Consider the following 25,699-nt stretch of genomic DNA (forward strand, 5'->3'; position numbering starts at 1 on the left):
CCCCCTTTTAGTTCATTGCAAAAGCCAATCTTGTGCAAGGCTGGGCTTTTGCTTAATTAAAACTGAACAAACTTAAGCATAAATGTTTAAAATAACATTTTGCTGAGGCTTTATCGTGCCCGGAGTTTGTTCGATAAAACCGATAAAATGTATAAAAAATATGTTGATAAGGCCGGGGTGCTCCAAATACACCTGGGCAAACTATGGAAAATAATGCGGCTTATTACAATCATCATGACATTAACCATAATACAGGTCAGCGCAGCAGGCTATGCGCAACGACTGAGCATTTCCCGATCAAATGCTTCGTTAAAAACTGTGATGAAGGAAATCAAATCGAAGGTAGATTTTGATTTCATATGTACCGATAATTTATTCAGAAAATCGAAGCTGGTAAACATCAATGTGAAAGACATGGAACTGGAACAGCTGCTTAAACAGATCTTTGAAGAGCAGCCCCTGACCTATGTGATAGACAGCAAAACAATTGTGATCAAGGACAAACCTAAAATTACGGAAGAACCGTCTTTCATGGAAAAGATTATTGCGCAGCTGCAGGTTATTGAGTTGAGCGGCAGGGTGGTAGATGAAAAGGGATTGCCTTTGCCTGGAGCAATTGTTAAGTTAAAAAAAGAAAAAAAATCGTACCCTGCAAACCGCAATGGAGAGTTTATCATTCGCTGCCCGGATGAACATGCGATCATTTGTATCAGCTATGTGGGGTATATTACCAGGGAACTTCCCGCCAAAGCCATTCAGGCCAACCCCCAGGTTAGGCTTGAAGTAGAACTGAACAAGCTGAGCGAGGTAGGCATTCAGAGTAAAATCATAGGTACCAAGATAGACCTCAGAAACAGGTCACATCAGAATCTGGCCCAGGTGCTGGAGGGAGGGGTACCTGGCCTTACCCTGAAAAGAAATATCACTACAAATAGCGGCGACTTTATGTTGTATGGAAATAGGGTGGACATGACATTGAAAGAAAATTACGAGTACTTTAAGAAGCACCCCTCAGAAGCAGGGCCAAGTTTTTTTGTTGATTTTCCCGATTTCGAAAGCTATTACAGATATGTTTACAACACCTTGAACATCCGGGAAGCAGGGTCGGCCATAAAAATTCAGGGCGCCGTTACAGACAATGGTATGGTACCAGAATTAAGGGGCGCCAGTACTTTTTCTGGTGGTACATCGGGTATGCTGGTCGTAATTGATGGCTTTGTTCAGGATAATTTCCCTTCCAATTACCCAATGAACAACGTAGCATCAATTGAAGTGATCAGAGATCCCGTAGAATGTATTAAATGGGGTCCCAAGGCAGCGGGCGGAGTTATTTTGATCACTACCAATTTGCCCAAGTCAGGGGAACTCCAGATCGGTTACAATTCCAATTTCTATTTCTCGCCACGCCAAAATATAAGTGCTGCTAAATTACAACTGGCTTCTTCTGCTGATTTACTGGATTATTACAAAGAGGCTTATGATAAAAAGATTGCAACCTATATTCCCGAGGATCAGAATGCAGTAATGCCAAAAGGACTTAGCCCTGCAGAAATGATACTTTTCGATCTGGGCAGGGGCAAATTCACAAAAGAAGCTTTTAACCATAAATGGGATTCACTTTCCAATATTTCTAACCGCGACCAGCTGCTGATGTTGAGACAGCATACATTTAATCAAAACCACTCGCTTTCTGCTTCCGGAGGCACTAAGATCTATGGGTTCAGTATAAACGGTGTTTATGATATTCAGCGTGGCGCTACTTTGGGAGAGCGAAACCGGAGGCTGGGTTTAACGCTAAAAAATGATCTGTCCCTGGTTAAAAATAGGTTGAAAATAAGATGGGTGGCAGATATGAACAGTAACAATAGCAAACTGGGTACATTTGACGATGGCAGCAAGCTGGACCCTTATCAGCTGCTTGTTGATGAGACTGGGAAATATGTTTACAACTATACTACCATTACTCCTGATGAGAATAATGAAATGGTTCGCTTAGGCTATTATCATGGCGGCGTCAATGTGTTGGAAGATGCCAGACTTAACAGCGTTATCAACAGGGTATTCCGCATCAATTCTAACCTCAATCTGGATTGGAAACTTACAAATAACCTGCAATGGTCAGCATCGATCCGGTACAGTAAAAACAGGGAGAAAAGAGAAGATCTGAAAGACGGCAATTCCAGCTACGCCCGTGAGCAGATCAATAAATACGGAGCGCCAGATTATAATGATTCGGATAACCGGTCAAAGATCAATTTTTACGTTCCTCCGGGAGGTATTTTTAAAGCAACAGCTGTAACCCGGCAAGAATACAATATCCGGTCAGGCTTGGTTTATGATCGTGTTTTTAACTCCAATCATGCTATAAAAGTGGCAGTCGATGCTGGGCTTTCCAACTTTGAAGATAGAAACATCCCAAACATGACTGTCTATGGATACAATAAAACAACTGGCAGGGGACTGCCATTGCTGGCCTCTGCCAATACTTCTATCGTAAATTTTTTAGGTTCTTACGTGAACCTTGGGGACTTGACAGTTGCAGACCTGAGCACAAATTCCTATACCCGAAACGTGTCGTTAAATGGCGATTTTTCCTATAGTTATAAACAACGTTATTCGTTAAATGCTGATTATTCTGCTGTTCTTGTGCCTGATTTTGGCGGAGACCCACCTTACTCTACCACCTCCAACCGTTCTATATCGGGGATATGGCAGGTCAATAAGGAAAAATTTCTCAGCAGCAAATGGCTAAGTAACCTAGCGCTTAAAATTAGCGCATCGGAAATGCAGGTTGCTAAACTACCGCTGGCACAGGTTAGCGGCAGTCGTATTGTGCAACCTTCATGGAATAATTCGGCTCTGAATATTGACAGCTACAATAAAGCAGAGCAAAGCGGACAAAAAAACAGGGACCTGGGGGCAAAGATAGATATCGGTGTTTCTCAAGAACGTATTCGATTGGAAATTGGATATAACTATAACTCTATAGGGAAAAAGGGACAGTGGAATGCCCGCTTTGTCTATGATATTGGCCGGGAGCCCTATTTCAAGGTTCCAGTGGTCAGCAATCTACGGCTAGATATAGCATTACAGGATATTAACCCTTACCAGGGGCTGAACAGTATGATCAATGCCGGGTCAATATCAGGCGGCGGAGGTTTTAACATGCCACCAAATAGCAACCTGGGCTTGTTGCCGCCTGCTATCCGCAATAAGGAAGCCCGGCTGATGATTGGTCTGGTCAAAGACCGTTTTACTTTAGATGCGCGTTACTACCAAAAAACAACGGCAGGTCTATCTAAAGGAAATTTACCCACCGATCCTGCTACCGGGCTCAGTTCTCAGGTAAATTATAGCAAAATAGTAAATAAAGGATTGGAGATATCTTTGCGTGCAGGGCTCGTTCAAAATAATTCCTTTAGCTGGACGGCAACGGTCAATGGTGCTTACAATATCAATGCAGCAATTGATGTACCTCCGGTTAACTTCTCGCTCACATCTTCGTATATGACAGCGTCTCGTGATGGATACAGTACAGATAATCTGTGGAGTTTCCGTTGGGCAGGATTGGATACCCTGGGTAACCCACAGGTGTATAATAAGGCCATGCAAAAGGTGGCTGAACCTGATTCAATGTCTTTGGTATACAGCGGCCGGACCCGCGCCCCATGGTCTGGTGCCCTTATTCAGGAATGGCGTTACAAGGGTTTCTTTACTACTGCAAGGTTAATGTTTAACCTTGGGCATGTAATGAGACGTTACATGCCGGTACTTTCCTCTTCGCCTGATAGAAATATCCAGATCAAAAACCGATGGCGTAAAGCCGGTGATGAAGCATTTACAGATGTAGCAGGAATAGCAAAAGACGATTTTACCCGGGCCCTGATCATACAGCAATCCAGCAACAGTATTATGCCTGCAGCTCACATTCGCTTGAGGGAAATACAGTTTGGTTACGAAGTACCGCCTCAGGTACTTCGCGATAAATTTATTAAATCTCTGACATTATCCTTCCAAATGGAAAATGTGGCGTTATGGACGCGTAATAAAATGCATATAGACCCTGAAGTGACAAGCGACAATGGGTCAGTAAGGATGCCCTTGCCTAAAAATTATATACTAAGTATAAACATGAGTTTCTAGTAAAGAAGTATGAATATGAAAGCGATCTTAAATTATATCTTTTTCCTGCTGCTATTGATATCCGTCAGCAGCTGTAAAAAATTTCTTAATGTACGGCCCGATAATGCACAGGGAATAAACCCACGTACAGTTAGGGACTTTGAAGAAATGCTCAATAGCAGTACCCTTTCCACGCCGAATTACCTGCTCGCTGATATTGTTAGCGATGATGTTGCATTTTCAGATAAGGTGCTTGAAGCCGGGGGAACGGGCTCTTTTTATGTTAACGCATATTTATGGGCAGCGGCGGTTTGGGGCCCCGCCGAAGATGATCCTGTCTACAACAATAGTTACAGGGCCATTCTTCAAATGAATATCATTCTTGATAACATTAGCAAAGCAGATAGTGGTACGATGGAACGAAAAGAAATTGTAACTGCACAAGCGAAAATAAACAGGGCTTATTATTATCTGCAGTTGGCCAATTTATACGGCACAGACCATCAGCCTGCCACGGCAGCGATTGACCTTGCTGTACCATTGATTTTACATCCTGATGGTGCAGCCCTACCCGCTAGAAATACAGTACAACAGGTATACGAGCAAATATTGAAAGACTTGAACGAAGCGGCAAGCACTGATGGATTAGCCAATTTTGGGGTCGATGTAATCCACCCTGGTAAAGCAGCAGCTTTGGCCATGCTGGCAAGAACCCATCTCTATATGGGTAATTATGATGCAGCGGCAGCAAATGCCGAAATGGTGCTTAAAATCAGGAACACACTGCTGGATTACAGGACTTTTAGTTTAAATGATCCTTCCGACCTTTCAAAGGGTGTAAAAAACAAACCCGTGACTTTAAAAGATCAGGAAAATAACCCTGAAATTCTTTTTGCAAAAGTATGTATGGATGCTGGTTTTTTCAGAAGGTTTGACGAGACCTTGTATTTGAGCAGTGCTTTGTCTGATGTATTTGGTACTAAAGATCTAAGGTCTGTATATGGATTTATGTTAAAACCTAAAGAAAGTTACGCTGCCTATCCAACCTACAATGACAATGGCGTGACTTCAATGCAGTTCAATTATAGTTTGGGCGTGCCTGAAATGATGCTGATCAAAGCAGAATGCTTAGCCAGAAAAGGTGATGCTAACCAGGCATTAAGTTTGGTTAATGAACTGAGAAAATTCCGTTATAGTGATGCCGATTATGTACCGCTCGAGGTTACCGCTACTGCCGATGCACTGACATTGGTATTGCAGGAAAGACGCAGAGAGCTTTTCCTGCGCGGTGGTTTACGTTTGTTTGATCTGAAACGCTTAAACCGCGATGTAAAATTCAAAAAAGACCTTGAAAGGGTATCACTAAAGGATGGTACCATTAAAGCTATACTGCCCGCAGCTTCGCCTCGTTACCTCATTCCTTTTGCACCAAAAATTATTGATAACAATCGTTTTATTATTCAGAATGAAAGATAATAAACCTATGAACAAAGTTAAGAAAACGAACATTTACGGTTTGATGATCATAATGCTTCACATTATTTTTTTTTCCTGTAAAAAGGATGATATTGCCGCGAATAATTTGGAAGCAGAGATAGCTAAAAATCTGGCTGCCTATAATGAAATCCCCATTAATTCAGGCGATACAGTATTATTGAACCTGAACCTTGTACTTTTGGGAAAGAAAAGTGCAGGCTTCCCGGTTTTGCTGGAAAAAGCAGCTGGTTCAGATCTGGAGGTGACCGCCAGTATCGATAATAATCCCCAACTTATCAGCATCTATGATAGTCTTTACCGTACACATTCGCCTGTTTTGCCAGGTGGTTTATTTAAAGTAAGCAGAGGTGGAAAACTCACTGTTAACGCGGGGCAGCTACAATCTGCGGACTCTATTAAAATTGAGTTAAATGATGGTACAGGCTTAAAAATTGGCAACCATACTTATGTTGTTCCAGTAAGGTTGGAAAGCACCGTGAAAAAGCCAGGGTTAAAAAGCAAATTGATGTTTTTGCGGTATAAATTGTTGGTCAGGAGGCTAAACGTTTCATTGCAAGGGCTTTCAGGAATCGGGGATATTATAGTGTTGAATACGCCGGATGTTGTCCAAAATATATTTGTACAGGCCAGGCTGAGCCAGGCTGTTCCCCGAAATATAGAGGTAAGTGTAGAAACAGTAAGTAACCAGGAATTTGTAGCTGCTTACAATGCCGCCAATGGAACAAAACATCTTCCTTTTCCTGAAGGGGGCTATACTATCGCCCCGAGTACTGGAGTTATCCCTGCCCATAAGATGTTTTTGTCTGAGCCTATATTGGTACAATTGACAAATCTTTCCCTATTTAATCCTTCCTCTATTTATTTGCTGGCCCTGAAAATCAAAGATGATAAAATAGCATCCCCAAATAACCATACGCAGTATATTATTATGAGGGGTAACAATATAGATAGAAGCAATACCGGCCTTAACGGCCAGCCCATAGAACGTATCGGCTGGCGAGTAAAGGCTTTAGGTTATTACAGACAGGAGAACTTAGTGCCCGAATTGGTTCTTGATGGAGATCATCGGACCGCCTGGGATTCGGATGGCCAGTTACCACAATGGCTGGAACTGGATATGGGCGTAATGGAAACGGTTAAAGGCTTTTCTATAGTGCCTAGTTATTTATATAGGGAAGACGACTTTCTTCAGATGGAGGTATTTTCCAGCAACGACGGAATAAACTGGGAATCACAGGGGCTTTATACGGGTACAGCAACATCAGACCAGTCATCACCAGCTACGCCCGACCTGAAGACCGTAAAATTTGTAAACCCGGTTACGGCACGGTATTTTAAATTTAATATCCTGAAAGCGACCAGCGGAAATTACACAGGAATGGGAGAACTATTCGGAATAAAATAACAAAATAAAAATTTATACTATGAACATTACATCATTAAAAACACAATTACTTTCAATAGTTGCAGCTTTGCTGATCAACTGTTGCCTTTTATTTACTGCGGCTGCGCAAAACACATCAAAGCTGATTTCGGTTGATGATGCCACGCTGGTGTCAAAAATTGAAAAACAGGCCGAAACCGCAATGAGTGACAGGAATTGGGTCATTGACAGGCTCAAAAACAAGATACAAAACCTGAAGGAGGGCGACCGTGTTACAGCCAGTTTACCAAAAGCTGCTACTAAGCTAATGAGTTCTGAAGACATTTATGAGCAGCGCAGTAAGGGAGTAATTATGGTTGGTTCGTATTATAATTGCGGCAACTGCAATAAAATGCATACCTCATTGGCCAGCGGGGCTATTTTAAATGATCAGGGGATTTGTGTAACCAATTATCACGTACTGGAAAAGATTATAGATGCAAAACAGCGCGCAAAAGCAGGCGATAGCCTGGCTTTTGTGAGCACGATGGATGGCCGGATATTTCCTATTACTGATATTTTGGCCTATACAAAAATAGGCGATGCTGCCATATTTAAAATTGACACTAAGGGAGAGAAACTGAGCAGCATTCCGTTGGGGCAGTCTGCAAAAACCGGTGCAAGGGTACATGCCATTACCCATCCCAATGGTTACCATTATTTTTACAGTGAGGGGGTTGTGGCCAGAAACGTAAGTTATGCAACAAATGGCGCGGATGGCGACCGCATGGAAATTACTGCCGACTATGCAAAAGGATCTAGTGGCGGGCCTATTCTGGATTCCTATGGTAACCTGATTGGTATGGTCAGCACCACCTCATCCATTTATTATGATGAGCAAAAAGGTACAAACCTGCAAATGGTAGTTAAAAGTACCATACCAGTAGCTACCATCAAAAGGTTGTTTAACGGCCCTCAAACTACATAATACAGCTACCTTTGGCCACCGAAGTCTTGTTTACGCTTGTGCTACATTCCCCGGCTTCGGTGCCATTGGTAGATTTTATTTTCAGGGGCATTCGTCACTTCAGCCAATCGGCATATCTGGCAATTGTGCGCGTATGCCTGATGCGGCGGTATACACCATCACCATCTCTACTTCCAGCTACATTGGTATTACCTTCGATGCCGGTGAGCCAGGAATGCCGCAGGCTTTCTGTTATACCGCAGTGGCCAATGCGGCCAAGTTTTGCGAAGTAAATGCCATAAACTATTCCAGGCTTAGGCTCTTTTACAAGCCTTGATACGGGAAATAAGGCTGGCGACCATGCGGTACGAGGCTGTTTAAGCCCTGCCTGTCCAAAAACGAAACTCAGGAACGCGGCACAATACGGCGCAGGCGTTCCAATATTACAGTAACGAAGGTACTCAGCAATTCTTTCCCCATCGTTTTTATTAGTTCTTTCCACCACACCGATTTCTTTGGTGGCAATTCTGATAATTCTTTCATATTTTTCTTTATTAATTTCAGTAAATAATTTGTCGTCATGTCGACGATAGGAGACATCTGTTGAGGCATGCTTAGCCAAGAGTTCTCTCCCTGCGGTTCGAGATGACAGGGTGGCTACAATACCGCTATCAATGCCCCAACCGCTGCCAGCAATAGCAAGGCAAACAAGCCCAATGTAAATTTTAATTGTTCCCATTCTGTTAATGAACTAAATTGCAAAATCACCCCGGTAAACCGGGGCAGGCCCATTACCAGCCAAAACTGGCGCAACAACCACCAGCACAGGCCCAGTATCAGCAAAAAGCTAATCATGGCCAGCAAAACCAGCAGCCAGATGCTTGGGTCAATATGCCCGGCCGTAGCTTCCATAAACTGTGGGGCGGTAAACCATACCAGCAACACTATTACAGCTATCAGGTAAGGTTCTAACTTTTTCATCACCGGTATTTTTAAACCTATTGTTTTCATAAATTCAATTTTTTAAGCCTTAAATAGGGGCCATGCGTTAACTATTCACGGCCCCTCGTTGTAGGAAGAAATTTTGCGTTCTCAGAGGCGACCTAGGAACTTTTGCCCACTAGCGCAACGGGCAAAAGGTTCCAGTCGCCGAAGAGTAATGCTGATTTTTACAACACAACAAACGACCCTAAATAATAAGAGTCACTTACCAGCTTGCCATCGGCCGATACCACAGAAAAATATGCTTCTACAATATCGCCGCCCCAATCGGGCGGTAGCTGCAGCACATAGGCAAGGGCCGATCTTAAGGCCCCGCCGCGCAGCGTCACAAACTTATCTTTCGATGGATTGTAAACCACAAAGGTCATCTTATCGGCAGGCAGTGCATTGGTATCGCCGTTAACTGCCAGCCAGCTGTAATCCAGCTTTCCAGCTGTGGTAACAGCAACTACGGGGCTGCCCGGTAAATCCAGTTTGCCCTTGCTGTACAGCACATCTTCGTAACTAATGGTAAAGTTGGGCGATACCCCTGTAATGGCATTGGCCAGGTTGTAAGAAACAGCCGCATTGCGGGGTGTTAGCCCTTTGTTGTTGTCTTTAAAGCCAACATCAATTACGCTGGCCAGGCGGCGCAGCCAACCGGTCATCAGGCCAAATTTAAAGCGCTGGTCCAGCTGCGCTTGTGTGGGTGCTTTGGTTGATGCTGCAGGGCGCATGGCCAGTACATTATCACCATCTACTTTTCTGCCAACGTGGTTTCCTACGCGGCCTCTAAGGAAGTAATCTATACCTCCGTTTATAAATCCCATAATCTTAAAATTTAATGGGTGAATTGACGTTTGCAACCTTTTTTAGCTGTGGTAGCAACGATATCATCAGCTTTTTTTGAATGTTGTTGTAAAAATTATCAGGTCAATTTTGCCAGCATTTCGGTAACATTAAGATCAATCTTAGAAAAAGCAAACCACTTTTTCCCCAGGTCTTTTAGGGAAGCGCCAATATGGTAAACTGTAGTTTCATCTACAATCAGAAACCTGTCATGAGCCTGGCCGAACTGTTTAATTATTACCGGATCGTACTGAGCATTATGTTTCTGAAGGTCTAAAGCCAATTGCGAGCTGATCTTCTGCGTATAAATGGTAAGTGAAACACCATTCTGCCTTTTTACAAACAACCTCAGTATGGTATCATCGATGTAATTGTCAATTAAAACAATAGATTGTTTAGCTTCTCTAACCAGATCGGCCACAAATGTATAGGCATCAAATACCTGCCCATCATAAAATATGCCCTGCTTAGGTTTCAGGTCATTACTTTCTAAAGCCGTAAAAAGCTTTTCAAAGTTTTCATCTGCTTTGAGTTGCTTGCGTTCCACATTATCCAGTCTTACAAATACGTCCGCATTCTCCCCTAGAAATCTGCGCATTTGCACAAAAGCGTGTGTGATTTTTATACTCACATTTACGGCTGTAGTACTACGAAGTACGGCGGAAAGCATAACTATACCTACTTCTGTAAAGCAAAAGGGTATATGTCTTAAACCTTGTTTATCAGAATTGGAAATCACAATTTGTGATCTCCAATCTTTAAACTCCGAATTATCTAAACGGAATATAAAATTTTCATCAGGAAACCTTTCTATATTCCGTTTAACTGCCTGGTTTAGAACCCTGGTTTCCACTCCGTACAACACCGCCAAATCTCTGTCCATCATCACCTGCTTCCCACGTATAGTATATATCTGGTTTTGTATCGTCTCTGGTGTAACCGAAATTAAGTCTGTCATGCTTTCTGTATTTGATTACTCAAAGCTAACCAAAAAGCATAACATTAACTAATGATTAAATATTTGTAATTATTGGTAATAATTAAGAGTGAACTCCAATAATTTGAACTTTACAACAACAATAAATCAAAGAACTATAAGGTGCCATCCAGTCGCTGCTTTGTCATTTCGAGGGCACCGAGAAACCTCTTGCAGCTGCAATCTAAAAAAACCTGGGCAGCTTTGCAATCATCCTGTCAACCGCTGTTCTGAACTCATGAGCAGTGCCTTTCCAGTTAAACCGCAATTGCTGCTTAAAGAAAAACTCCAGGGCCACAATTTCTTTGGCAAAGCGGCATTTCAGCCGCCGTTCCCTGCCATCCTCACATTTTAGCTGATGGGTACAATCCTGATCGGCCCCGGTATCAATAGCTACACTTAGCTGTTTTATCCAGCCTACCAGGTATAGCGGTTCCAGTATCCTTATAATTTTGCAGGGCTTTTTTCCCTGTAGCTGAAGCATCAGGCATCCCTGCCGGTCGTTCATGCGGTAAATCATCATCAGCAATTTATTGTTGCTCATTTTTATATCTGGTCGTTAATTTAAATGAAAGCCCTGCTTTGTCCGGGCTTCCTCTTCTGGCCGCGGCCAGAAGCCGTTTATCTTGCCTGGGCCTCCTTTCTGTCCAATAAATAAGTAAGCAAATGCTTGTTGTACAAGGCAATCAGGATGTCACCGCGCAGGGCAAAGTCTGTAAGCTTTTCGCCCTTGTACTTTGGCAGGTAAACACTATGGCTGTAGCTGCCATCGGCAAGCCGGTATACATCAAACACCTCGTGTGCTTTAAACACCTCATATTTTTCATTGTCTGCAGCCAGGGCGCTATGGTTGTAATAGCAATTGCCATTAGTGTATCCGCGTTTATTGATGATAAGCGCAGGTTTTGCCATTGTTCTGATGGTTTTGTTCCCGGCCTTGTATTCCCCAAGTTCTATTTTAGCTATGCTGTTGGTATCAATCAGTTTTCCGGTATATAAAACATTCAATTTCGCATCTAAACAGGTAAAACTGTTCCGGTAATAATAGCTGTATACCATCCGTTCATTAGCCTCATTAAGGCTCAGAAAACCATCAGTACTAAAGCTGTTCCCTTTTGGGTCTGTTTTTTTTATGATGTGCTGTTTCAAAAGTTCTAAAGTCTGTTTGGTTTCCGCATCATAAGCCACCCTCTGGTACAAAGAGTCTGTTAAATCAAAGCCACAGCTAAATTGTAACAGCAAAGCCCTAACATTGCCCAGGTAAATGCGCGTACTGCTCAGCTTGTTAATGTAAAAGGAATTAAACTTCAGTTCCAGTTCGTTTAGCTTTTGGGCCGTATAAATATGCCCACGGTTAAAACCGTTCTTTACCGGTTTGGGGCGTATCAGGTAAAGGGCGGTAACAAAGCCAATGCTCAACACGGATATCAGCAATAAGGTTGTGTATGTTTTTTTCATAATTCCTATAAAAGGAGGGGGGCAAAAGCCCCCTCCAAACCGTTAAGGTTGTCTTTTACCAAGTATATTTGTCGTTTCATGGCCTCCTACACAACCGGGTGCATCATAAACTGTTAAACCCTGAAAACTTTCGCTACATAAAACCCCATCGATGATTTCAGTTGAACACTGCACAGGGGTGTCGCAGTCAATATCAAGGTAATAAGTGTATACATTTGCTGGTTGCACCTTTACTGCAGTTTTATACACACTTGCAAATGCACCGCTTATGGCTAATGTTGCCACTAAGGCAAATGCTACACATTGTTTTACTAAATTTTTCATATTTTTATTTTTTATAAAAGTTAATGCCTACTCTGTTTCTTCTGCAGGGTTTTCAGCTTCGCCCTGATTCAAATTGGCCAATGAATATTTTTTTCACTAGTGTGTTTGTTTTTTTGTGTTCAAGCTGGCTTCGCCGATTTAGATCCCTCCAAAGTCGGGATGACAAGGGGGCTATTGTTTTTTGTCATCCCGAGTGCTTTGTCATCCTGAGTGCTTTGTCATCCCGACTTTGGAGGGATCTGTTCTAGTACAGCCCCAATACCTGCCAACACCACAAACCCTATGTTAAACACCAAATGTGCATCCCACGAAAGCTTTTCCAGTACACCACCACAAGCACAGGGCATGTCTTCCATAAAATGAAGCACAGTAAAGATGTAAGTTGTAAACATCACCATCAGGCTAAAAGAAGCAAACAAGCCGTACAAGCGCAGCCCGGTAAATACCAGCATAACCGAAAGCACAACTTCAACAGCAGGCACCAGCCATGCCAGCACACCTGCATACGCAGTAAGCATAGGGCTTTGTCCAATATTTACTGTAAACTTATCGTATTCCAGCAGCTTGCTGCTGGCCGCATATAAAAACAGGAGTATAAAACTGTGGCTAATCACAGTTATAAAACCTTGGTACCAATCTTGTGTATTTAATTTCTTCATGGTACCAAGGTAGGGCAATGCGCAGGCCCAGAAAAGTAAGATATATTACTATCTTCCAGCCCTTAAGCCATTCAAATATTCGCGGGTAAAGCCCAGGTAGCTGGCAATGTGTTTTTGCGGAAAATACTGTTCAATGCCAGGGCCAAATATTCTGATGAATTCATCATACTTTGCCTGCCCTTTCAGGCGCAGCATCGCTGTCTTTTCCTGTGCATCAGCAGCATTGGCTGCAAGTATGTTGGTGGCCAGTGCCTGGGCTTCCGGTGCCGATAGCTGCAGCAAATCAAAGTTTTGGCGGGTAAAAGGTAAAATAACCGAGTTCCCGGCTACTTCAAAATAACAATTGCCAGACTTGCCTTCAAAAAATGCGCAGGGGTCTAGCATAATCCTGCCGAACTTAAAAAAGTCAACGGTGCATTCGTAAGGTAAACCTTCCTTGTCGTATAAAGTTTTGGAGGCCCGGCCATAGCCGCTGTCAATCCAATTTGCTGTTTGCCAGGTATCACCAGGTTTGGCAAGGGGCAGTAGTTTCAGCAATTCTTGCGCGGTAAGCATAGGGTTAATGTTGAGATTAAATGCAGCGGTAAGTTCAATCTGCATTTTACTTTTCAGGTAGGCCAATAGCCTGCCTACCGGGGTGCCGGGATTTTCACAATTCATAAGGATAATGTGTTTTGAGTTTTTAATTGATTAATTCGTTCTATACGTTTCCGTAGCTATGTCAAATCATCAATTGCGTTAAGTTTTTTTCATGATGGGTTTTTTCTTACATAAGGTTTGGATGTTAACGGCATTGCTTGTTTCCCCTCAATCCGTAAAGGGGTAATGTTTTAAAAGCAAGAAAGCCGCTTTGCAGCGGCTCAATTGTATATTATATTAAACTCGTCGAATTCAACGGGTTTTCTTAACTGCTTTCTTATAATCCTTCTGGTTAACTACGTCTAAATCAGAAGGCTCGTTTGCCAGGTTTTTGAGCTCTTGGAGTTGATAAGGCATTAACTCATCTGTGATATCTGAAGCTAAAATAATCTTCAAGAGTTTCTTTGGCTCCTGCCGGTTATCCCAAAAGGAAGTTACAATAATGCCGTCATTTGCTATCTTATAAACTATGCTATAATGCCCCATTGCAGACAGCCTGGTGTTTGGATAAGATGTTTGTTTCCATGACTCTGGATGTTTAAGGATAACTTTTATGCGCTTATTAATGAGCTTAATAAGCTTTTCAGCATACGCAGTGGATTTGTTTCTTTCAGTCCAGTACCTTAAAATTTTTCTTCTCTGCTTAACTGCCGTTGCGGTCCAAACTACAGCGCCTTTAGCCATTTCAGATCTTCTTTGTCTAAATCCTCTTGTGTAATAGTATCACCTTTTCTAATGTCCTCATCACTCATTTCAAGCATGATAATCTGCTCTTTTGAGAATTTAACAACATCATTTTCAGCAGTACTACTTTCCAAAAGCTTATTCAAGGCCACTAAATAATCTTTATCGGAAATAGCCATAAGCTTTTCCATAATAGAATTCCGTAAATTATCCAGTGAAGATGGCATAATGAGTTGATGTTTCATCAAATTTCGTTATTTAAGTTCATAAATCAAATTCAATACAAACATAAACAAATCACTTCATATTTAACTAATAATTATTTAATTATCTTTGTATTTCAATATTCTGATCAATTACTCAAAATATTGCAGTATTTCAAATAACTCCGCGCTTTTTACCTTAGCCTACGTTAAGAAAAATCTTTAACCACTTTGTAGGTTATTTCATCATCAGCCATTAACCTTAGCAAGGTTTCCGTACTGATCTGTTCCAGATCTGAAAGTTCTTTCAGCTCAAACAGCCTGATGAAATCGTCCAGGCCCAAATCCGCTATCAATGAGATCCGCAGCGGCATGGGCCATCTTTTTTAAATAGCACCAGTTCCAGCTCTACTTCATTATCGTTTAGCAGAATGATTCCTATGTTGTCTTTTGTGTAAATGATGTCAGCGTTTGCCCAGAAATGGGGTGGCGATCGTTGGTAAGTAGCATAAATTTGTACCCGGTAGCATCGGCTGGAATTAAAAAATATTGTTGTGAAATTTGGGAAGGGAAGGAGAGCGCGGGTCTGTTTTACAGAACAGCGGCTTTCCAGAATACTTTAATGTTTCTGGTATCTACTTTCTTTCTTGCCTGGAAAAGATCATAATTGTCCTGTACCTGCAACCAAAATTCTGCAGTAGTATTGCTAAATCCGGTAGATAATTTTATAGCCATTTCTGGTGTTACAGATTGTTTACCATTAATTATAGCGGATAAAGTTTTTCGTGTAGTGCCCAAACCAATAGCTACTTCTTCTACAGTCAGTTTCCTACCTGTTGCCTCTATAATACCATCAATCGTTTCTCTTATCAATTCTCCAGGATGTGCTGGGTTAAACATCGACATAATTTTGCTTATTAATGATAATCTAAATAATCCACATCATGGGCTTTCAGAAATGCCAACGCATATTCCTCTGCCCTTGCAACCGTATCAATCCGTTCGTCAAGTAATATGTCACCGAAATTCCAACTGTTTTGTACCAGGGTCTTTCCTTTATGAAGTGAGAAATCTACCAGTGCACCTGAAATTTCATTTGCATCATACGAGAGATAGGCTTTCCCCTGAGTGTAAGCGGTCCACAGCTTAGCTTCATCTATAGTGTCCAAATCCTCAGGTCCATATATTGTATAACTGCTAAAGAATTCCTGATGTGGTTGGTGGCGTAGAGATAAACAGATTATTGCTGCAGGGTTTATCCCTGGCTTTAATTTAGCGAATACTTTCACGCCAGCAAATACTGAAATTGAAAAGTGCAAGCCATGTTTATTGACATAACCTTTCCTCTCAATCGCTTTTAGCAGTGTATTTCCTTCAATGTAACGCTGTTCCATTCTATTGATAGTCATTGCTACTTCACCTGATTTCATATTCCAAAGATAATCACAATTACAATAATTTCATAATAATTAATTATTGTAACTATTTATAATTATTTATAATTATTTGAGTAAAATTTCAATATTCTGATCAATTACTCAAAATATTGCAGTATTTCAAAGAACTCCGCGCTTTTTACCTTAGCGCCTACGTTAAGAAAGATCTTTAACCACTTTGTAGGTTATTTCATCATCAGCCATTAACCTTAGCAAGGTTTCCGTACTGATCTGTTCCAGATCGGAAAGTTCTTTCAGCTCAAACAGCCTGATGAAATCGTCCAGGCCCAAATCCGCTATCAATGAGATCCGCAGCGGCATGGCCCCGTCTTTTTTAAATAGCACCAGTTCCAGCTCTACTTCATTATCGTTTAGCAGAATGATTCCTATGTTGTCTTTTGTGTAAATGATGTCAGCGTTTGCCCAGAAATAGGGTAGGAGATCGTTTATGAGTAGCATAATTTAATTTGAGTCTGTATTGAGTTGTTAATTTATTTTTTTGTTAAACAATAATGTTGGCGTTTTTCACAAATTTCTGGTTTAAAACAGCCTTTAAATAGGGGAAAGGCTACTCAGTTCCTTTCCCCGCACATAAACTTTAACTTATAATCTCAAGAAACGCTAACTTTTTATTTCCAACAACATTTCACTATAAAAGGCATACAAGTCCATTAAACCCATTTCTACAAACACCATCTTATCTGCTTGCAAAGGCGTAAGCTGTACTCCGTACGGCCTGGTCAATATCCCAAACAGCAACAGTTTACCTTCCATTAAATATTCGGCACCAAGTTCGGGCTGCAGTAAAGTATGGATCTGCGCATGCTGCTTCATGGTACTTAGCATTTCGCAAAACAGAAAACCAGTCAGTTCCGAATACAGCCCGGCTTCAATGCTGGCTACAATTTCGCGGAACACCCTGCAATCCTGGCTTAGCTGCTGTATTACCTCTGCATTTGTATGTCTGTTTGTTTGCATAAGTTCTTAGTTTACATCATCATTTACCGGTGCAGCCTTTATAAAGCATAGCGCTCCTTTCTCTTCAATCCACTTCAAAAATATGTGTCCATCATCATGCAGCTGCTGCAAAATATCCAGGGCTTCTTTTTGCCTTATGCCCATTGCTTGCATAAACTCTTCTGTTGTAAAAGAATCTTTGCTGCGGATGAATGCCCAGGCTCGGGTGCTGATGGTGTTTTTTCCTGTTTTCATAGGTAGCTGTTTAGGTGTTAGGCCGGGTTACCACTTTCTTCTCCACCAGGAACTCATCAAGCAGTTCTTTCAGGTATTCCTCCGAAATGGAATGGTATAGTTTGATGACAGTTCCGTTTGGTGATTCGATTACTAAGCTGGGGTGTTGTGTTTCCTGGTTCATAAATTTTAATGTTTTATTCATAATTGCGTTATTTAAGTATTTTGTTAAATAAACCGGAAGAGACTGCCCAGCTACTCCTCCGGCTTTCTTTTGCAGCATCAGCTACTGAGAGCGGTAATGTCATTTTGTTGATACGGGAGGTGTTAACTAACCTGCACCTCCCGATCAACTCCTCTGGATGATGGAGCATTAACTAAGTTTTCACGAGTTTAGCATAGCTAATCCACGTTTCTTTATTTAACAGGTATTGAAAATTCTTTTTCCAATGGCGGTGTACATTGTTTATCTGTACAAGCCATAAATTCTATTTTTCCTTTAACCACTGTTTCCGGTTTTTTCAGCTTAATCTTTTGCTGAAATACAACTTCCTTTTTAAAGAAATCAACTTGTATACCGAATGCGGGTTCATACTTTGAAAGTGGCATTGGCTCTGTAACTCTACCCAGCAACTCATAATCAGCTGATGGTTCAAAAGTAAAGCTGGTTTTCAATGGACCGCCCGGCTTTTGATTTACTGAGTAAATGTGCCAGCCATCAGGCAATACTGCTTTTAAGTAAATTGTAGCCTCGGTTACCGTAGCTTTTTTAGCGGCATAGCTCCAGGTAACTGGACTGTAAATCTGCGCTGTCACTTTAATGCCCAGTAATGTTAACAACAGAATAAAAATCACTCTTTTCATATCATCCAAATTATTTGTGCAACAAATCATTAATCATCTTCCCCAGCGCATCGCCTCTCAAATTCCTGGCTAAAATTTTACCATTTGCGTCAACCAGAAAGTTTTGAGGGATAAAGTTAAAGGGCATTCCGGCAAGATACTGCTTAGTAATAGGAGAGGCCCAACCTTTTAAATCCGACACCTGTTCCCAGAGCAAACCATCCTTTAAAATTGCTTGTTTCCAGTCTGCATCTTTCTCATCTAAAGAAATTCCCAAAATATCAAATCCATTTTTCTTGTTTTGGTTATAAGTTTTCACTAGTAAAGGGTTTTCTTCTCTACAAGGACTGCACCAAGAAGCCCAGAAATCGATTAGCGTCAGCTTGTTCGACTTGATCGCTTCTTTTACTTCGATGTTTTTGCCGTTTGAATTTGAAGCAATAAACCCGGGGATAGTGTCATTGACTTCCAGTAGACCCGATTCTTTTTTCCATTTCACTAGGTTTTTAGCTAGTGTCAAGCCGTATTTGCTATCCTTAACCCTAACTGACAATCCCCTAAACAATTCCCTCTTTTTCAGCCAATGCCATTTAGCATTGTTGATTACTATTGGAGCATAAAATGAATCAGAATGCGTTTTTACAAAATCTCTTTGGCGCTGTTCATATTCAGAGATAATCCTCTTGAGGTGCTTGTCCAGTTCGGCAATTGTAAGGCTGTCTTGGAGCTGTAATGCCTTGCTCAATTTTGTAGATAATTCCTGACCTTGCTGTTCCAATGAATCTACCATGTAATGATAAACTTCATAATCTTTATGTGAAGCCGAACCTTTAATTGAAACCTTTGTCCATTGCATAGCAGAACCTGAAACTTCTACATTACCACTATTCAGGAATAGCGTAACAGCCCCCATTAAGCCGTCTATCTTTAAGAAATAAAAGGTGGGTTCGGATTTATTAGTAAGCCTAAAATTAAACTTACCTTTAATTATATTAGTAGTAGCCAATGTATCTGTTTTGTATCCGTTAACTTGAAAGAGCTTGGCTAAAGTTGGTTTTTCTAATCCTGCAATAGTGCCTGTAATCGTAATGGATTTATTTTGTGCGATACCTATTTTGTTAATTAACAAAATAACTGCAAGGATAATTATTCTTCTCATTTCCATGTTATTTTGATTTAAGGTCTTTTAAAACTATTACAGGAACCACCCGCTTTGCTTCTTCTAGGCTTAACCCCATGACTCTCAATGCAGCATTAACTTTGTTTAAATCCATGTGATCGTAGTAATCTGAAAGCTCAGGGTAATTAAATTTTCTCCCATTTTCAGCTAGGAGCGTCTCATCAGCAATGATTAACTTTTTTCCAGATAGTACATTAACATTTAAGTCATGTATTAACTGTTTCAACGACCCTACGGAAGATTTATCATTGTTTCTTATTTCTGTTCCTATTGCCTTTAGCAGTAAACAATTTACTTTTCTGTTCTCAATCCGAGATTGAATCCCAAATTGATTGTCAAGTTCCTGTTTCATGCTTAAGAAAAAAATGCTATCTGGCATATTAATGGGAGCTACTTTTTCGAAACAATACGATTCTCCAGCCCACCATTCTTCGTAATATCGTCCCATCCGAAAAAATCTAGAACTATCGCTTGTTTCGACGAAAACATTACTTTCATATGGAGTTACACTGCCAGTTTTCCTATAACATTTACCATACAAGCCTGTGATTGAAAGATTAATTCCTAAATACCTCTTAGTACCTTTAACAGTATCTACATCATAAATATCTCTTGATGATACATAATCTTTGTGTGTGCTGCCTATGCTATAAAATTGTTTAGGGAGCGGATTAGAATTTGAATCAATACGCACCAATGGTTGCTCATAGTCGTATTCTACTTTCTTAAAAATCCGCCACTTCGGAAATTTACCTTCCAACATATTTTTAATCTCTTTTTCATTTACATAGTCTGGTCCCGTTATTCCTCTTATTATTCCTTCCTTATCTATCCAAATCTTAACCGAGACACCTGGTAAGTGCTTAACATAATGATATAAAGCTGTATCCAATATTGTAGGAAGTGAGGAAGCTTTATATAAATTCGGATTTGTATTCCATGCTGAGTCCATTGCTTTTGGCCATCTCTTAAAAGTTTTGACCCATTCCTCTGATGAACTTTTGGGCTGTATTGAGTTAATAGGCAGTATCCTGATTTTATTCCCAAAATACTTCTGTAACCTACCCATTTCAGGCATTTCGGCTATGCAAGAACCACAACCAGTGCTCCAAAAATCCAGTATAACTAGCTTTCCTTTAAAATCTGATATCCTTAATTTGCTTTTCGAATATCGTATTAAGTTATTAAACTCTATATCGGGGAATTTATCTCCGACTGTTAATTCCCTAACTTGTGCCACGGCAGTCTGCTTAAAAACCAAGCATAGTAAAGCCATGAACAAAAAATTTTTCTTCATTGTTGTGTTTTTTAGATTTTAAATATGATCTATGGATTCTGCTCCATTCCTGTTTTTGTTATCACTGCTGCAGGTATAGCGAAAGTGTAGCGGAGGCTATTAGGTAATAATTCATAAATTTTATTGTTGATTACTCTTTTTGGAACTATTTCTCTACCAGGATCTTTCATCAGTCTGCGTAAATCCTGCCACCTTAAACCTCTAAATACCAATTCCTTTCTCCTCTCTAACAGAATCCAGTTAATGATTTCGTCCTGACTTGAGGATATAAAAGGTTTAAATTTATTTACTTTCCACCTTTTACTTATCAGCAAATTCAAATCATTCAATGCCATTTCCAGATTTCCCATTCTTGCATTTCCCTCTGCACGTATCAAGTAAATTTCATCAACTGCAATTCCTAAAAAAATGCGAGTTAGACCAAAGTAGTAGCCATCATATCCACCTTTGAATGAATATGTTTCATCATTTTTTTTTGAAAAAAACATGGCCTTTCTCAAATCCTCGGAATGATATGAATTTAAAAGAGATGAATCTATATTCACAACCCAGGCCTGTAAAAAACTGGCAAAAGCACCTGTGCTATGAAATAATACTTCGTCATTAAAAATAGAAAAAGGCGCAACAGCCGTTGAGTCTAAAGAATTGTAATCTATTAGCTTACTATGGAGTCTTAAGAGTTTATCAGCATATTCAGTTGCTTTGGTATAATCTCCCATACTTAAATAAACTTTTGCTAACACCCCGAGAGCGGCGCCTTTGCTAGGCCTCGTTTTGAAATTTTGCTGCACAGGTAATAAATCGATCGCAGCTTGTAGATCAGTAATGATTCTATTAAAACACTCCTGTACTGTGCTTCTTTTCGAAGGAACATTTATATCTGAAGTTAGTCTCAATGGAATCCCCAAGTCACTTATTGACGTTCGATGGTCATAAGGATAACCATAAAGCTGGCTAAGGAGGTAGAAGCTATAAGCTCGATAAAAATAGGCTTGGCCCTTTATTGATTTGTAATTCTCAGAATTTGCTGATGTCTTGATTTTGACCATTTCATCAAGCACTATATTCGCTCTGTTTACCTTGTCATACTGCTTAAACCACGGGGTTAAATGTGTTTCATTCTTTTTCCATAAATACGTATCGTTTTCGATATTACTTGTTCTGTTAAATACATCGTTTTTTATATAATAGTCATCAGAAGCTAGTTCTAACAAATTTGGATACTCAGCATTAAAGGTTTCTGTATAATCGAGGATCGCCTGGAAATCTTCCAATGTTGTTGGAATGGCCAATTTACTATCTGGAACTGCTTCTAGATATTTTTTGCATGAATAAAAAGTGGATAAGATAACGAACGCACTTATATATATAATTTGTTTTTTCATCGCTATAAGTTTTATGCTCTAAAATTTCAGTTATATGCCTAACTTCAGTCCAAATGAAATATGCCTGGCATTGATATTACCTTCAATGTTTTCGGGGTCCACATGCTGGTCATTTTTCCTCCAAAGTATCATATTCAATTCGGCTATATTTCCAAACAAGACAAAATCTCGGAAACGATATTTGCCTATTTTTTTTATGGTATAGGAGAGATTAACATCGCTCAATCTTATGTGGTCGCCTCTAACTATGTTAACCTCAGACATCGTATAAAATTCAGATCTATTACTTGCTAAAGGGAACGCAAACGAAGGTATACTTGTCCTAGTTTCATCTCCAGGTGCCTGCCATCTTTTAAAATAATCAGTATGTGTTTTTCCATTTACTAAACCCTGATAATCAATGTGATTTTTTCTAACAAAATATTTAAATTTATAAGTGATATTGGTAGACAGGCTAATATTCTTAAACCTAAAACTATTCCTCAGGTTTCCATACACCACTGGAACACCTGAGCCATGTTTTACCAGATCTTTAAATGGGGTGTAATACATTAGGCTGTCATAATTTTCACTAATTTTTCCACTTAGCACACCTAGCGGATTTCCATTTTTAGGGTCTAAACCTCCCCATTTAAAACTTGTGATTAAATAAGGGTTATAGCCTTCTGCCAGTTCTCCTGTTATGGATTCTCCCGAACTCCCCACGCTTGGAAATTCTGAACGATTTTCGAGTAGTAATTTAGAAACCTTGAATTTAGCCGTACTATAATTAAAATTGGTTTCCCAGTTGATTTCCTTTTTGTTTACTAGTTTTGCATTCAAAACTATGTTTAGGCCATTTCCAGACATATTAGCGGAATTCGTTAAAATTCCAGAAAAGCCTAATGTTGGGTCAAGAGTTGAATGCCATATTACGTCCTTAGATTTTTTTGCATAATATTCAAAACTGCCCGTTAAGATCTGATTTCTAAGTCCAAACGAAATCCCAAAATTTAGAATATTTTGTTCTTCCCATTTTAAACCAGGATTTCCCACTTGATTAATAGTAGCAGATGGATTGTTCACCAGCGGATTACTAGAACCGGGGAGATAATAAAGTGTATTGTAGGCAGTTTGTGTATTATTCACGTTGCCATTATACCCATAGCTAGCCTTTAAGCTTAGCTCAGGTAGAAAATCATTTTTAAAAAACTGCTCATTGGTTAAACTCCAATTAGTTCCAATTGACCATAAGGGTTTCCATTTATTATTCGTCTTTACGCCGAATAAGTTAGAGGCGTCTCGTCTTAAGCTTCCATACAAGGTATACTTATCCCGATAAGTATAAGAAACATTTGAGAAAAAGGATACCAGTCTGTTTATTTGATTCGAGAAGTTGTTTACTCCTTGCCGTAGAGGCATTGAATAACCGAAGATGGTCATGTAGTGGTTCACAAGGTCTATATTTGATATGTTTAAGTTTTTATCATATCCCCATGATGTATAACTGTTTTTTAGTGTTTTGTCCTGATCGATACTAGCTCCTGCCATAGCCATAACTTCATGCTCATCTGCAAATTTGTGATTGAAGTTTAAAATTCCCCTTAGACCTTGGGATTCTTTTGTCGAATTTAAGATATCTAATCGACCTCCCAATGGTACTGGATATTTTTTATTAGCGTCGTCTGTGTTAAGATTAGTAAAGAAATTGATATAATCACGCATCTCAAAAGTATGCAAGTTTATGTGTCGGTTTTGATTATCATTCGACCTCAAGTATTGATAACTTAAACCTAGGGAAAGAAAGGAAGCTAGTTTATAACTAGAATTTATAGAGACTACTATGGTTTGACTTTTGGTAGCGTCGTCCTTATTTTTTAATTCGTCAAGAGGTCTAAATCTCCAGTCTAATAATCTGCCTTTACCAACAGTATCTATAAAGGCGGAACTATATATGTGCGGTATTGCTAATGGTTTTTCATCATTATCAGCAAAGCGAGAGTAAATTGGCAGATTAAATCTCGCTCCCAGATTATAAAACGCGTTCCCATAGGCTCCTGCACTGTTATTTAAAGTTTTTCCTAAAGTATAAGCCAAATTCATTTGCAACTCCAGTTTTTTTAACGGCCTGAAGGTGTTGCTGAAATTAAGGCTTATCCTATCTGATTCATTACCAACCAAGTCGCTCTGGTTTTTGTCGTAACCGGCAGATAAATAGTAACTATATTCTCTCCCACCTCCGTTTATATTTGCGGCGTACCGTTCGGAAATAGAATTTCGGTAGATGTATTTTAAGAAATCATTTCTTACATCATAATTTTTTAATGCTTCTAATTCAACATCAACTTCTGTTTGTGTAATCTCTCCATTTCTTTGTTTCAATAGAATTTCTACCACCGGACTTAATGCCTGTTTATCGAAAGAACTGATTTCGAAATCATAAGCACCTTTCGAGAAATAAAATTTCTCTAAGTCTATCCAATCATTAGATCCTAAGATGGGAAGATCAAAAAGCCTAGGTTTTCCTTGTAAACTAACGTTATAGTTAACAGCAACTATAGCTGGCTGATCAAATTTTCCTTTTTTAGAGGTTAATACAATCACACCATTTCCCGCTTTTGCACCCCATATAGAAGCAGCAGCAGCGTCTCTTAATAGGGTTATACTCTCAATATCATTCGGATTTATCGTGCTTATATCTCCATAATAGGGAAGGTTATCTAGGACAATCAATGGTTGGGCAACCTGCTCGTTTAGTGAATACATCCCTCTAATTTGTAAGTTGTTTTTAGGTTTTCCAGTTGAAGGTTCAACCCTTCTGTCAAATAGTAGACCATTAGTTACGTCCTCCAAACGGTCAATAATATTACTTCCTATTTTTCTGTTCAGTAATTCATTCTCAATCTGTACAAATGATCCTGTAGCCTTACTCTTATCAATTTTTTGGAATCCCGTATTGTAAACAACCTTTACCTCTTCCAATTCTCCTGTTACCTGGTTCAACTTTATCTCCAATGGCATTAAAGCACCTTTTAAAGGAATTTCCAATTGCTTATAGCCTACGTAGGAAATAAGTAATACTGCATCATCTGCGACTCCTTTGATCAGGAATTCTCCTTTTTCATTGGTATTAATCACGGTTTCCTTACCTTTTATTCTAATTGACGCATTCGGCATCGGATTGCCTTTCTCATCCACCACACGGCCGCGCACATCAGTATCAGCAAAAGCAGATTTAACTTTATCCAGAAAGGAAGGCTCCGCCTCCTTAATCACCACATTCTTATCCTCAATGGTGTAGCCAAGCTCAGTTCCCAATACCACTTTATCCATTACCTGGTTTAATGGGGCATCCTTAAAGTTTACATCTATTTTTTTAGCGGTGATGGCATTTTTTGTATATACCAGTACATCATAGCCCGTTTGCTTACGAATTTCCCTGAATACTTGCTCCAGGCTCATACCATTCCCCTTCAGGGTTACCTTCTGCCCAAAGGTAGCTGCACTAACCTGCATTAAAGCAGCTATTATGATCATGGTAGTTAGCCTCATAATAAATAGCAGTTTAGCTATGTAGCCCTGCGGCATACATAAAATTCCAGTATAATTTTTATACATTTGACTCTCTGTTTGTTGGTGTTGTGTCTTACTTTCCAAGGGCATTAC

At 40.0% G+C, this 25,699-nt stretch carries 27 protein-coding genes; 4 read left to right on the plus strand and 23 right to left on the minus strand.

Going from position 1 to position 25,699, the window contains the following annotated elements; translation table 11 throughout:
- Nucleotides 1-147: 147 nt before the first annotated feature.
- Genes ABIE26_RS19420 through ABIE26_RS19435 form a run of 4 tightly spaced genes read left to right on the plus strand, consistent with a single transcriptional unit; the run spans nucleotide 148 to nucleotide 7,970 of the window.
- Nucleotides 148-4,143 (plus strand): SusC/RagA family TonB-linked outer membrane protein, encoded by a 3,996-nt coding sequence (locus tag ABIE26_RS19420; RefSeq protein ID WP_310145006.1) that lies wholly within the window; start codon nucleotides 148-150, stop codon nucleotides 4,141-4,143.
- Between the two features lie 15 nt (nucleotides 4,144-4,158).
- Nucleotides 4,159-5,598, plus strand: coding sequence for a RagB/SusD family nutrient uptake outer membrane protein (locus ABIE26_RS19425; RefSeq protein WP_310145007.1), 1,440 nt, complete (start codon nucleotides 4,159-4,161; stop codon nucleotides 5,596-5,598).
- Between the two features lie 7 nt (nucleotides 5,599-5,605).
- Nucleotides 5,606-7,024, plus strand: a complete 1,419-nt coding sequence (locus ABIE26_RS19430) for a BT_3987 domain-containing protein (RefSeq protein WP_310145008.1) — start codon at nucleotides 5,606-5,608, stop codon at nucleotides 7,022-7,024.
- Nucleotides 7,025-7,043: 19 nt separating this feature from the next.
- Complete coding sequence (locus ABIE26_RS19435; RefSeq protein ID WP_310145009.1) at nucleotides 7,044-7,970, plus strand: S1 family peptidase; 927 nt, start codon at nucleotides 7,044-7,046, stop codon at nucleotides 7,968-7,970.
- A 94-nt stretch (nucleotides 7,971-8,064) separates the two neighbouring features.
- Here ABIE26_RS19435 and ABIE26_RS19440 read toward each other — a convergent pair whose 3' ends face one another.
- The 23 genes from ABIE26_RS19440 to ABIE26_RS19550 all read right to left on the minus strand — a co-directional run bounded on the left by ABIE26_RS19440 (nucleotide 8,065) and on the right by ABIE26_RS19550 (nucleotide 25,651).
- Nucleotides 8,065-8,688, minus strand: coding sequence for a peptidoglycan-binding protein (locus ABIE26_RS19440; RefSeq protein WP_310145010.1), 624 nt, complete (start codon nucleotides 8,686-8,688; stop codon nucleotides 8,065-8,067).
- Nucleotides 8,607-8,930 (minus strand): hypothetical protein, encoded by a 324-nt coding sequence (locus ABIE26_RS19445; protein WP_310145011.1) that lies wholly within the window; start codon nucleotides 8,928-8,930, stop codon nucleotides 8,607-8,609. Before ABIE26_RS19445 ends, ABIE26_RS19440 begins: the two co-directional genes overlap by 82 nt.
- Before the next feature lie 188 nt (nucleotides 8,931-9,118).
- Nucleotides 9,119-9,760, minus strand: a complete 642-nt coding sequence (locus ABIE26_RS19450) for a DUF6266 family protein (protein WP_310145012.1) — start codon at nucleotides 9,758-9,760, stop codon at nucleotides 9,119-9,121.
- 98 nt (nucleotides 9,761-9,858) lie between these two features.
- Nucleotides 9,859-10,737, minus strand: coding sequence for an ORF6N domain-containing protein (locus ABIE26_RS19455; RefSeq protein ID WP_310145014.1), 879 nt, complete (start codon nucleotides 10,735-10,737; stop codon nucleotides 9,859-9,861).
- A 202-nt stretch (nucleotides 10,738-10,939) separates the two neighbouring features.
- The gene (locus tag ABIE26_RS19460) at nucleotides 10,940-11,299 is read right to left on the minus strand and encodes a hypothetical protein (RefSeq protein WP_310145016.1); all 360 of its coding nucleotides are present in this window, start codon (nucleotides 11,297-11,299) and stop codon (nucleotides 10,940-10,942) included.
- A gap of 77 nt (nucleotides 11,300-11,376) precedes the next feature.
- A complete protein-coding gene (locus tag ABIE26_RS19465) occupies nucleotides 11,377-12,213 on the minus strand; it encodes a hypothetical protein (RefSeq protein WP_310145018.1) in 837 nt (278 codons plus the stop codon).
- Between the two features lie 42 nt (nucleotides 12,214-12,255).
- On the minus strand, nucleotides 12,256-12,537 hold the full coding sequence (locus tag ABIE26_RS19470; RefSeq protein WP_310145020.1) for a hypothetical protein: 282 nt from the start codon (nucleotides 12,535-12,537) through the stop codon (nucleotides 12,256-12,258).
- A gap of 218 nt (nucleotides 12,538-12,755) precedes the next feature.
- A complete protein-coding gene (locus ABIE26_RS19475) occupies nucleotides 12,756-13,196 on the minus strand; it encodes a MauE/DoxX family redox-associated membrane protein (protein WP_310145022.1) in 441 nt (146 codons plus the stop codon).
- A 48-nt stretch (nucleotides 13,197-13,244) separates the two neighbouring features.
- On the minus strand, nucleotides 13,245-13,856 hold the full coding sequence (locus ABIE26_RS19480) for a hypothetical protein (RefSeq protein WP_310145024.1): 612 nt from the start codon (nucleotides 13,854-13,856) through the stop codon (nucleotides 13,245-13,247).
- Between the two features lie 231 nt (nucleotides 13,857-14,087).
- Complete coding sequence (locus ABIE26_RS19485; protein WP_310145026.1) at nucleotides 14,088-14,519, minus strand: type II toxin-antitoxin system RelE/ParE family toxin; 432 nt, start codon at nucleotides 14,517-14,519, stop codon at nucleotides 14,088-14,090.
- On the minus strand, nucleotides 14,501-14,764 hold the full coding sequence (locus tag ABIE26_RS19490) for a hypothetical protein (RefSeq protein WP_310145028.1): 264 nt from the start codon (nucleotides 14,762-14,764) through the stop codon (nucleotides 14,501-14,503). The genes ABIE26_RS19485 and ABIE26_RS19490 overlap by 19 nt, the downstream gene beginning before the upstream one ends.
- Before the next feature lie 167 nt (nucleotides 14,765-14,931).
- Nucleotides 14,932-15,096, minus strand: coding sequence for a hypothetical protein (locus ABIE26_RS19495; protein ID WP_310145030.1), 165 nt, complete (start codon nucleotides 15,094-15,096; stop codon nucleotides 14,932-14,934).
- 217 nt (nucleotides 15,097-15,313) lie between these two features.
- Nucleotides 15,314-15,628 carry a HigA family addiction module antitoxin gene (locus tag ABIE26_RS19500; RefSeq protein ID WP_310145032.1) on the minus strand — a complete coding sequence of 105 codons (315 nt, stop codon included), beginning with the start codon at nucleotides 15,626-15,628 and terminating at the stop codon, nucleotides 15,314-15,316.
- Nucleotides 15,629-15,639: 11 nt separating this feature from the next.
- A complete protein-coding gene (locus ABIE26_RS19505; RefSeq protein ID WP_310145035.1) occupies nucleotides 15,640-16,152 on the minus strand; it encodes a hypothetical protein in 513 nt (170 codons plus the stop codon).
- A gap of 162 nt (nucleotides 16,153-16,314) precedes the next feature.
- Nucleotides 16,315-16,617 (minus strand): hypothetical protein, encoded by a 303-nt coding sequence (locus tag ABIE26_RS19510; protein WP_310145036.1) that lies wholly within the window; start codon nucleotides 16,615-16,617, stop codon nucleotides 16,315-16,317.
- Between the two features lie 162 nt (nucleotides 16,618-16,779).
- Nucleotides 16,780-17,136, minus strand: a complete 357-nt coding sequence (locus ABIE26_RS19515) for a hypothetical protein (RefSeq protein WP_310145038.1) — start codon at nucleotides 17,134-17,136, stop codon at nucleotides 16,780-16,782.
- Nucleotides 17,137-17,142: 6 nt separating this feature from the next.
- Nucleotides 17,143-17,370 (minus strand): hypothetical protein, encoded by a 228-nt coding sequence (locus ABIE26_RS19520; RefSeq protein ID WP_310145040.1) that lies wholly within the window; start codon nucleotides 17,368-17,370, stop codon nucleotides 17,143-17,145.
- Nucleotides 17,371-17,380: 10 nt separating this feature from the next.
- Nucleotides 17,381-17,554 carry a hypothetical protein gene (locus ABIE26_RS19525; protein WP_310145042.1) on the minus strand — a complete coding sequence of 58 codons (174 nt, stop codon included), beginning with the start codon at nucleotides 17,552-17,554 and terminating at the stop codon, nucleotides 17,381-17,383.
- A gap of 212 nt (nucleotides 17,555-17,766) precedes the next feature.
- Nucleotides 17,767-18,213, minus strand: coding sequence for a protein-disulfide reductase DsbD domain-containing protein (locus ABIE26_RS19530; RefSeq protein ID WP_310145044.1), 447 nt, complete (start codon nucleotides 18,211-18,213; stop codon nucleotides 17,767-17,769).
- 10 nt (nucleotides 18,214-18,223) lie between these two features.
- Nucleotides 18,224-19,351, minus strand: coding sequence for a TlpA disulfide reductase family protein (locus tag ABIE26_RS19535; RefSeq protein ID WP_354376242.1), 1,128 nt, complete (start codon nucleotides 19,349-19,351; stop codon nucleotides 18,224-18,226).
- Nucleotides 19,352-19,358: 7 nt separating this feature from the next.
- The gene (locus tag ABIE26_RS19540; RefSeq protein ID WP_310145048.1) at nucleotides 19,359-20,669 is read right to left on the minus strand and encodes a TlpA family protein disulfide reductase; all 1,311 of its coding nucleotides are present in this window, start codon (nucleotides 20,667-20,669) and stop codon (nucleotides 19,359-19,361) included.
- A 29-nt stretch (nucleotides 20,670-20,698) separates the two neighbouring features.
- A complete protein-coding gene (locus ABIE26_RS19545) occupies nucleotides 20,699-22,054 on the minus strand; it encodes a RagB/SusD family nutrient uptake outer membrane protein (RefSeq protein ID WP_310145049.1) in 1,356 nt (451 codons plus the stop codon).
- 30 nt (nucleotides 22,055-22,084) lie between these two features.
- The gene (locus ABIE26_RS19550; protein ID WP_310145051.1) at nucleotides 22,085-25,651 is read right to left on the minus strand and encodes a SusC/RagA family TonB-linked outer membrane protein; all 3,567 of its coding nucleotides are present in this window, start codon (nucleotides 25,649-25,651) and stop codon (nucleotides 22,085-22,087) included.
- Between the last annotated feature and the right edge of the window lie 48 nt (nucleotides 25,652-25,699).

It is taken from the genome of Pedobacter africanus, from assembly GCF_040548825.1.
Classification (GTDB): Bacteria; Bacteroidota; Bacteroidia; order Sphingobacteriales; family Sphingobacteriaceae; genus Pedobacter; species Pedobacter africanus_A.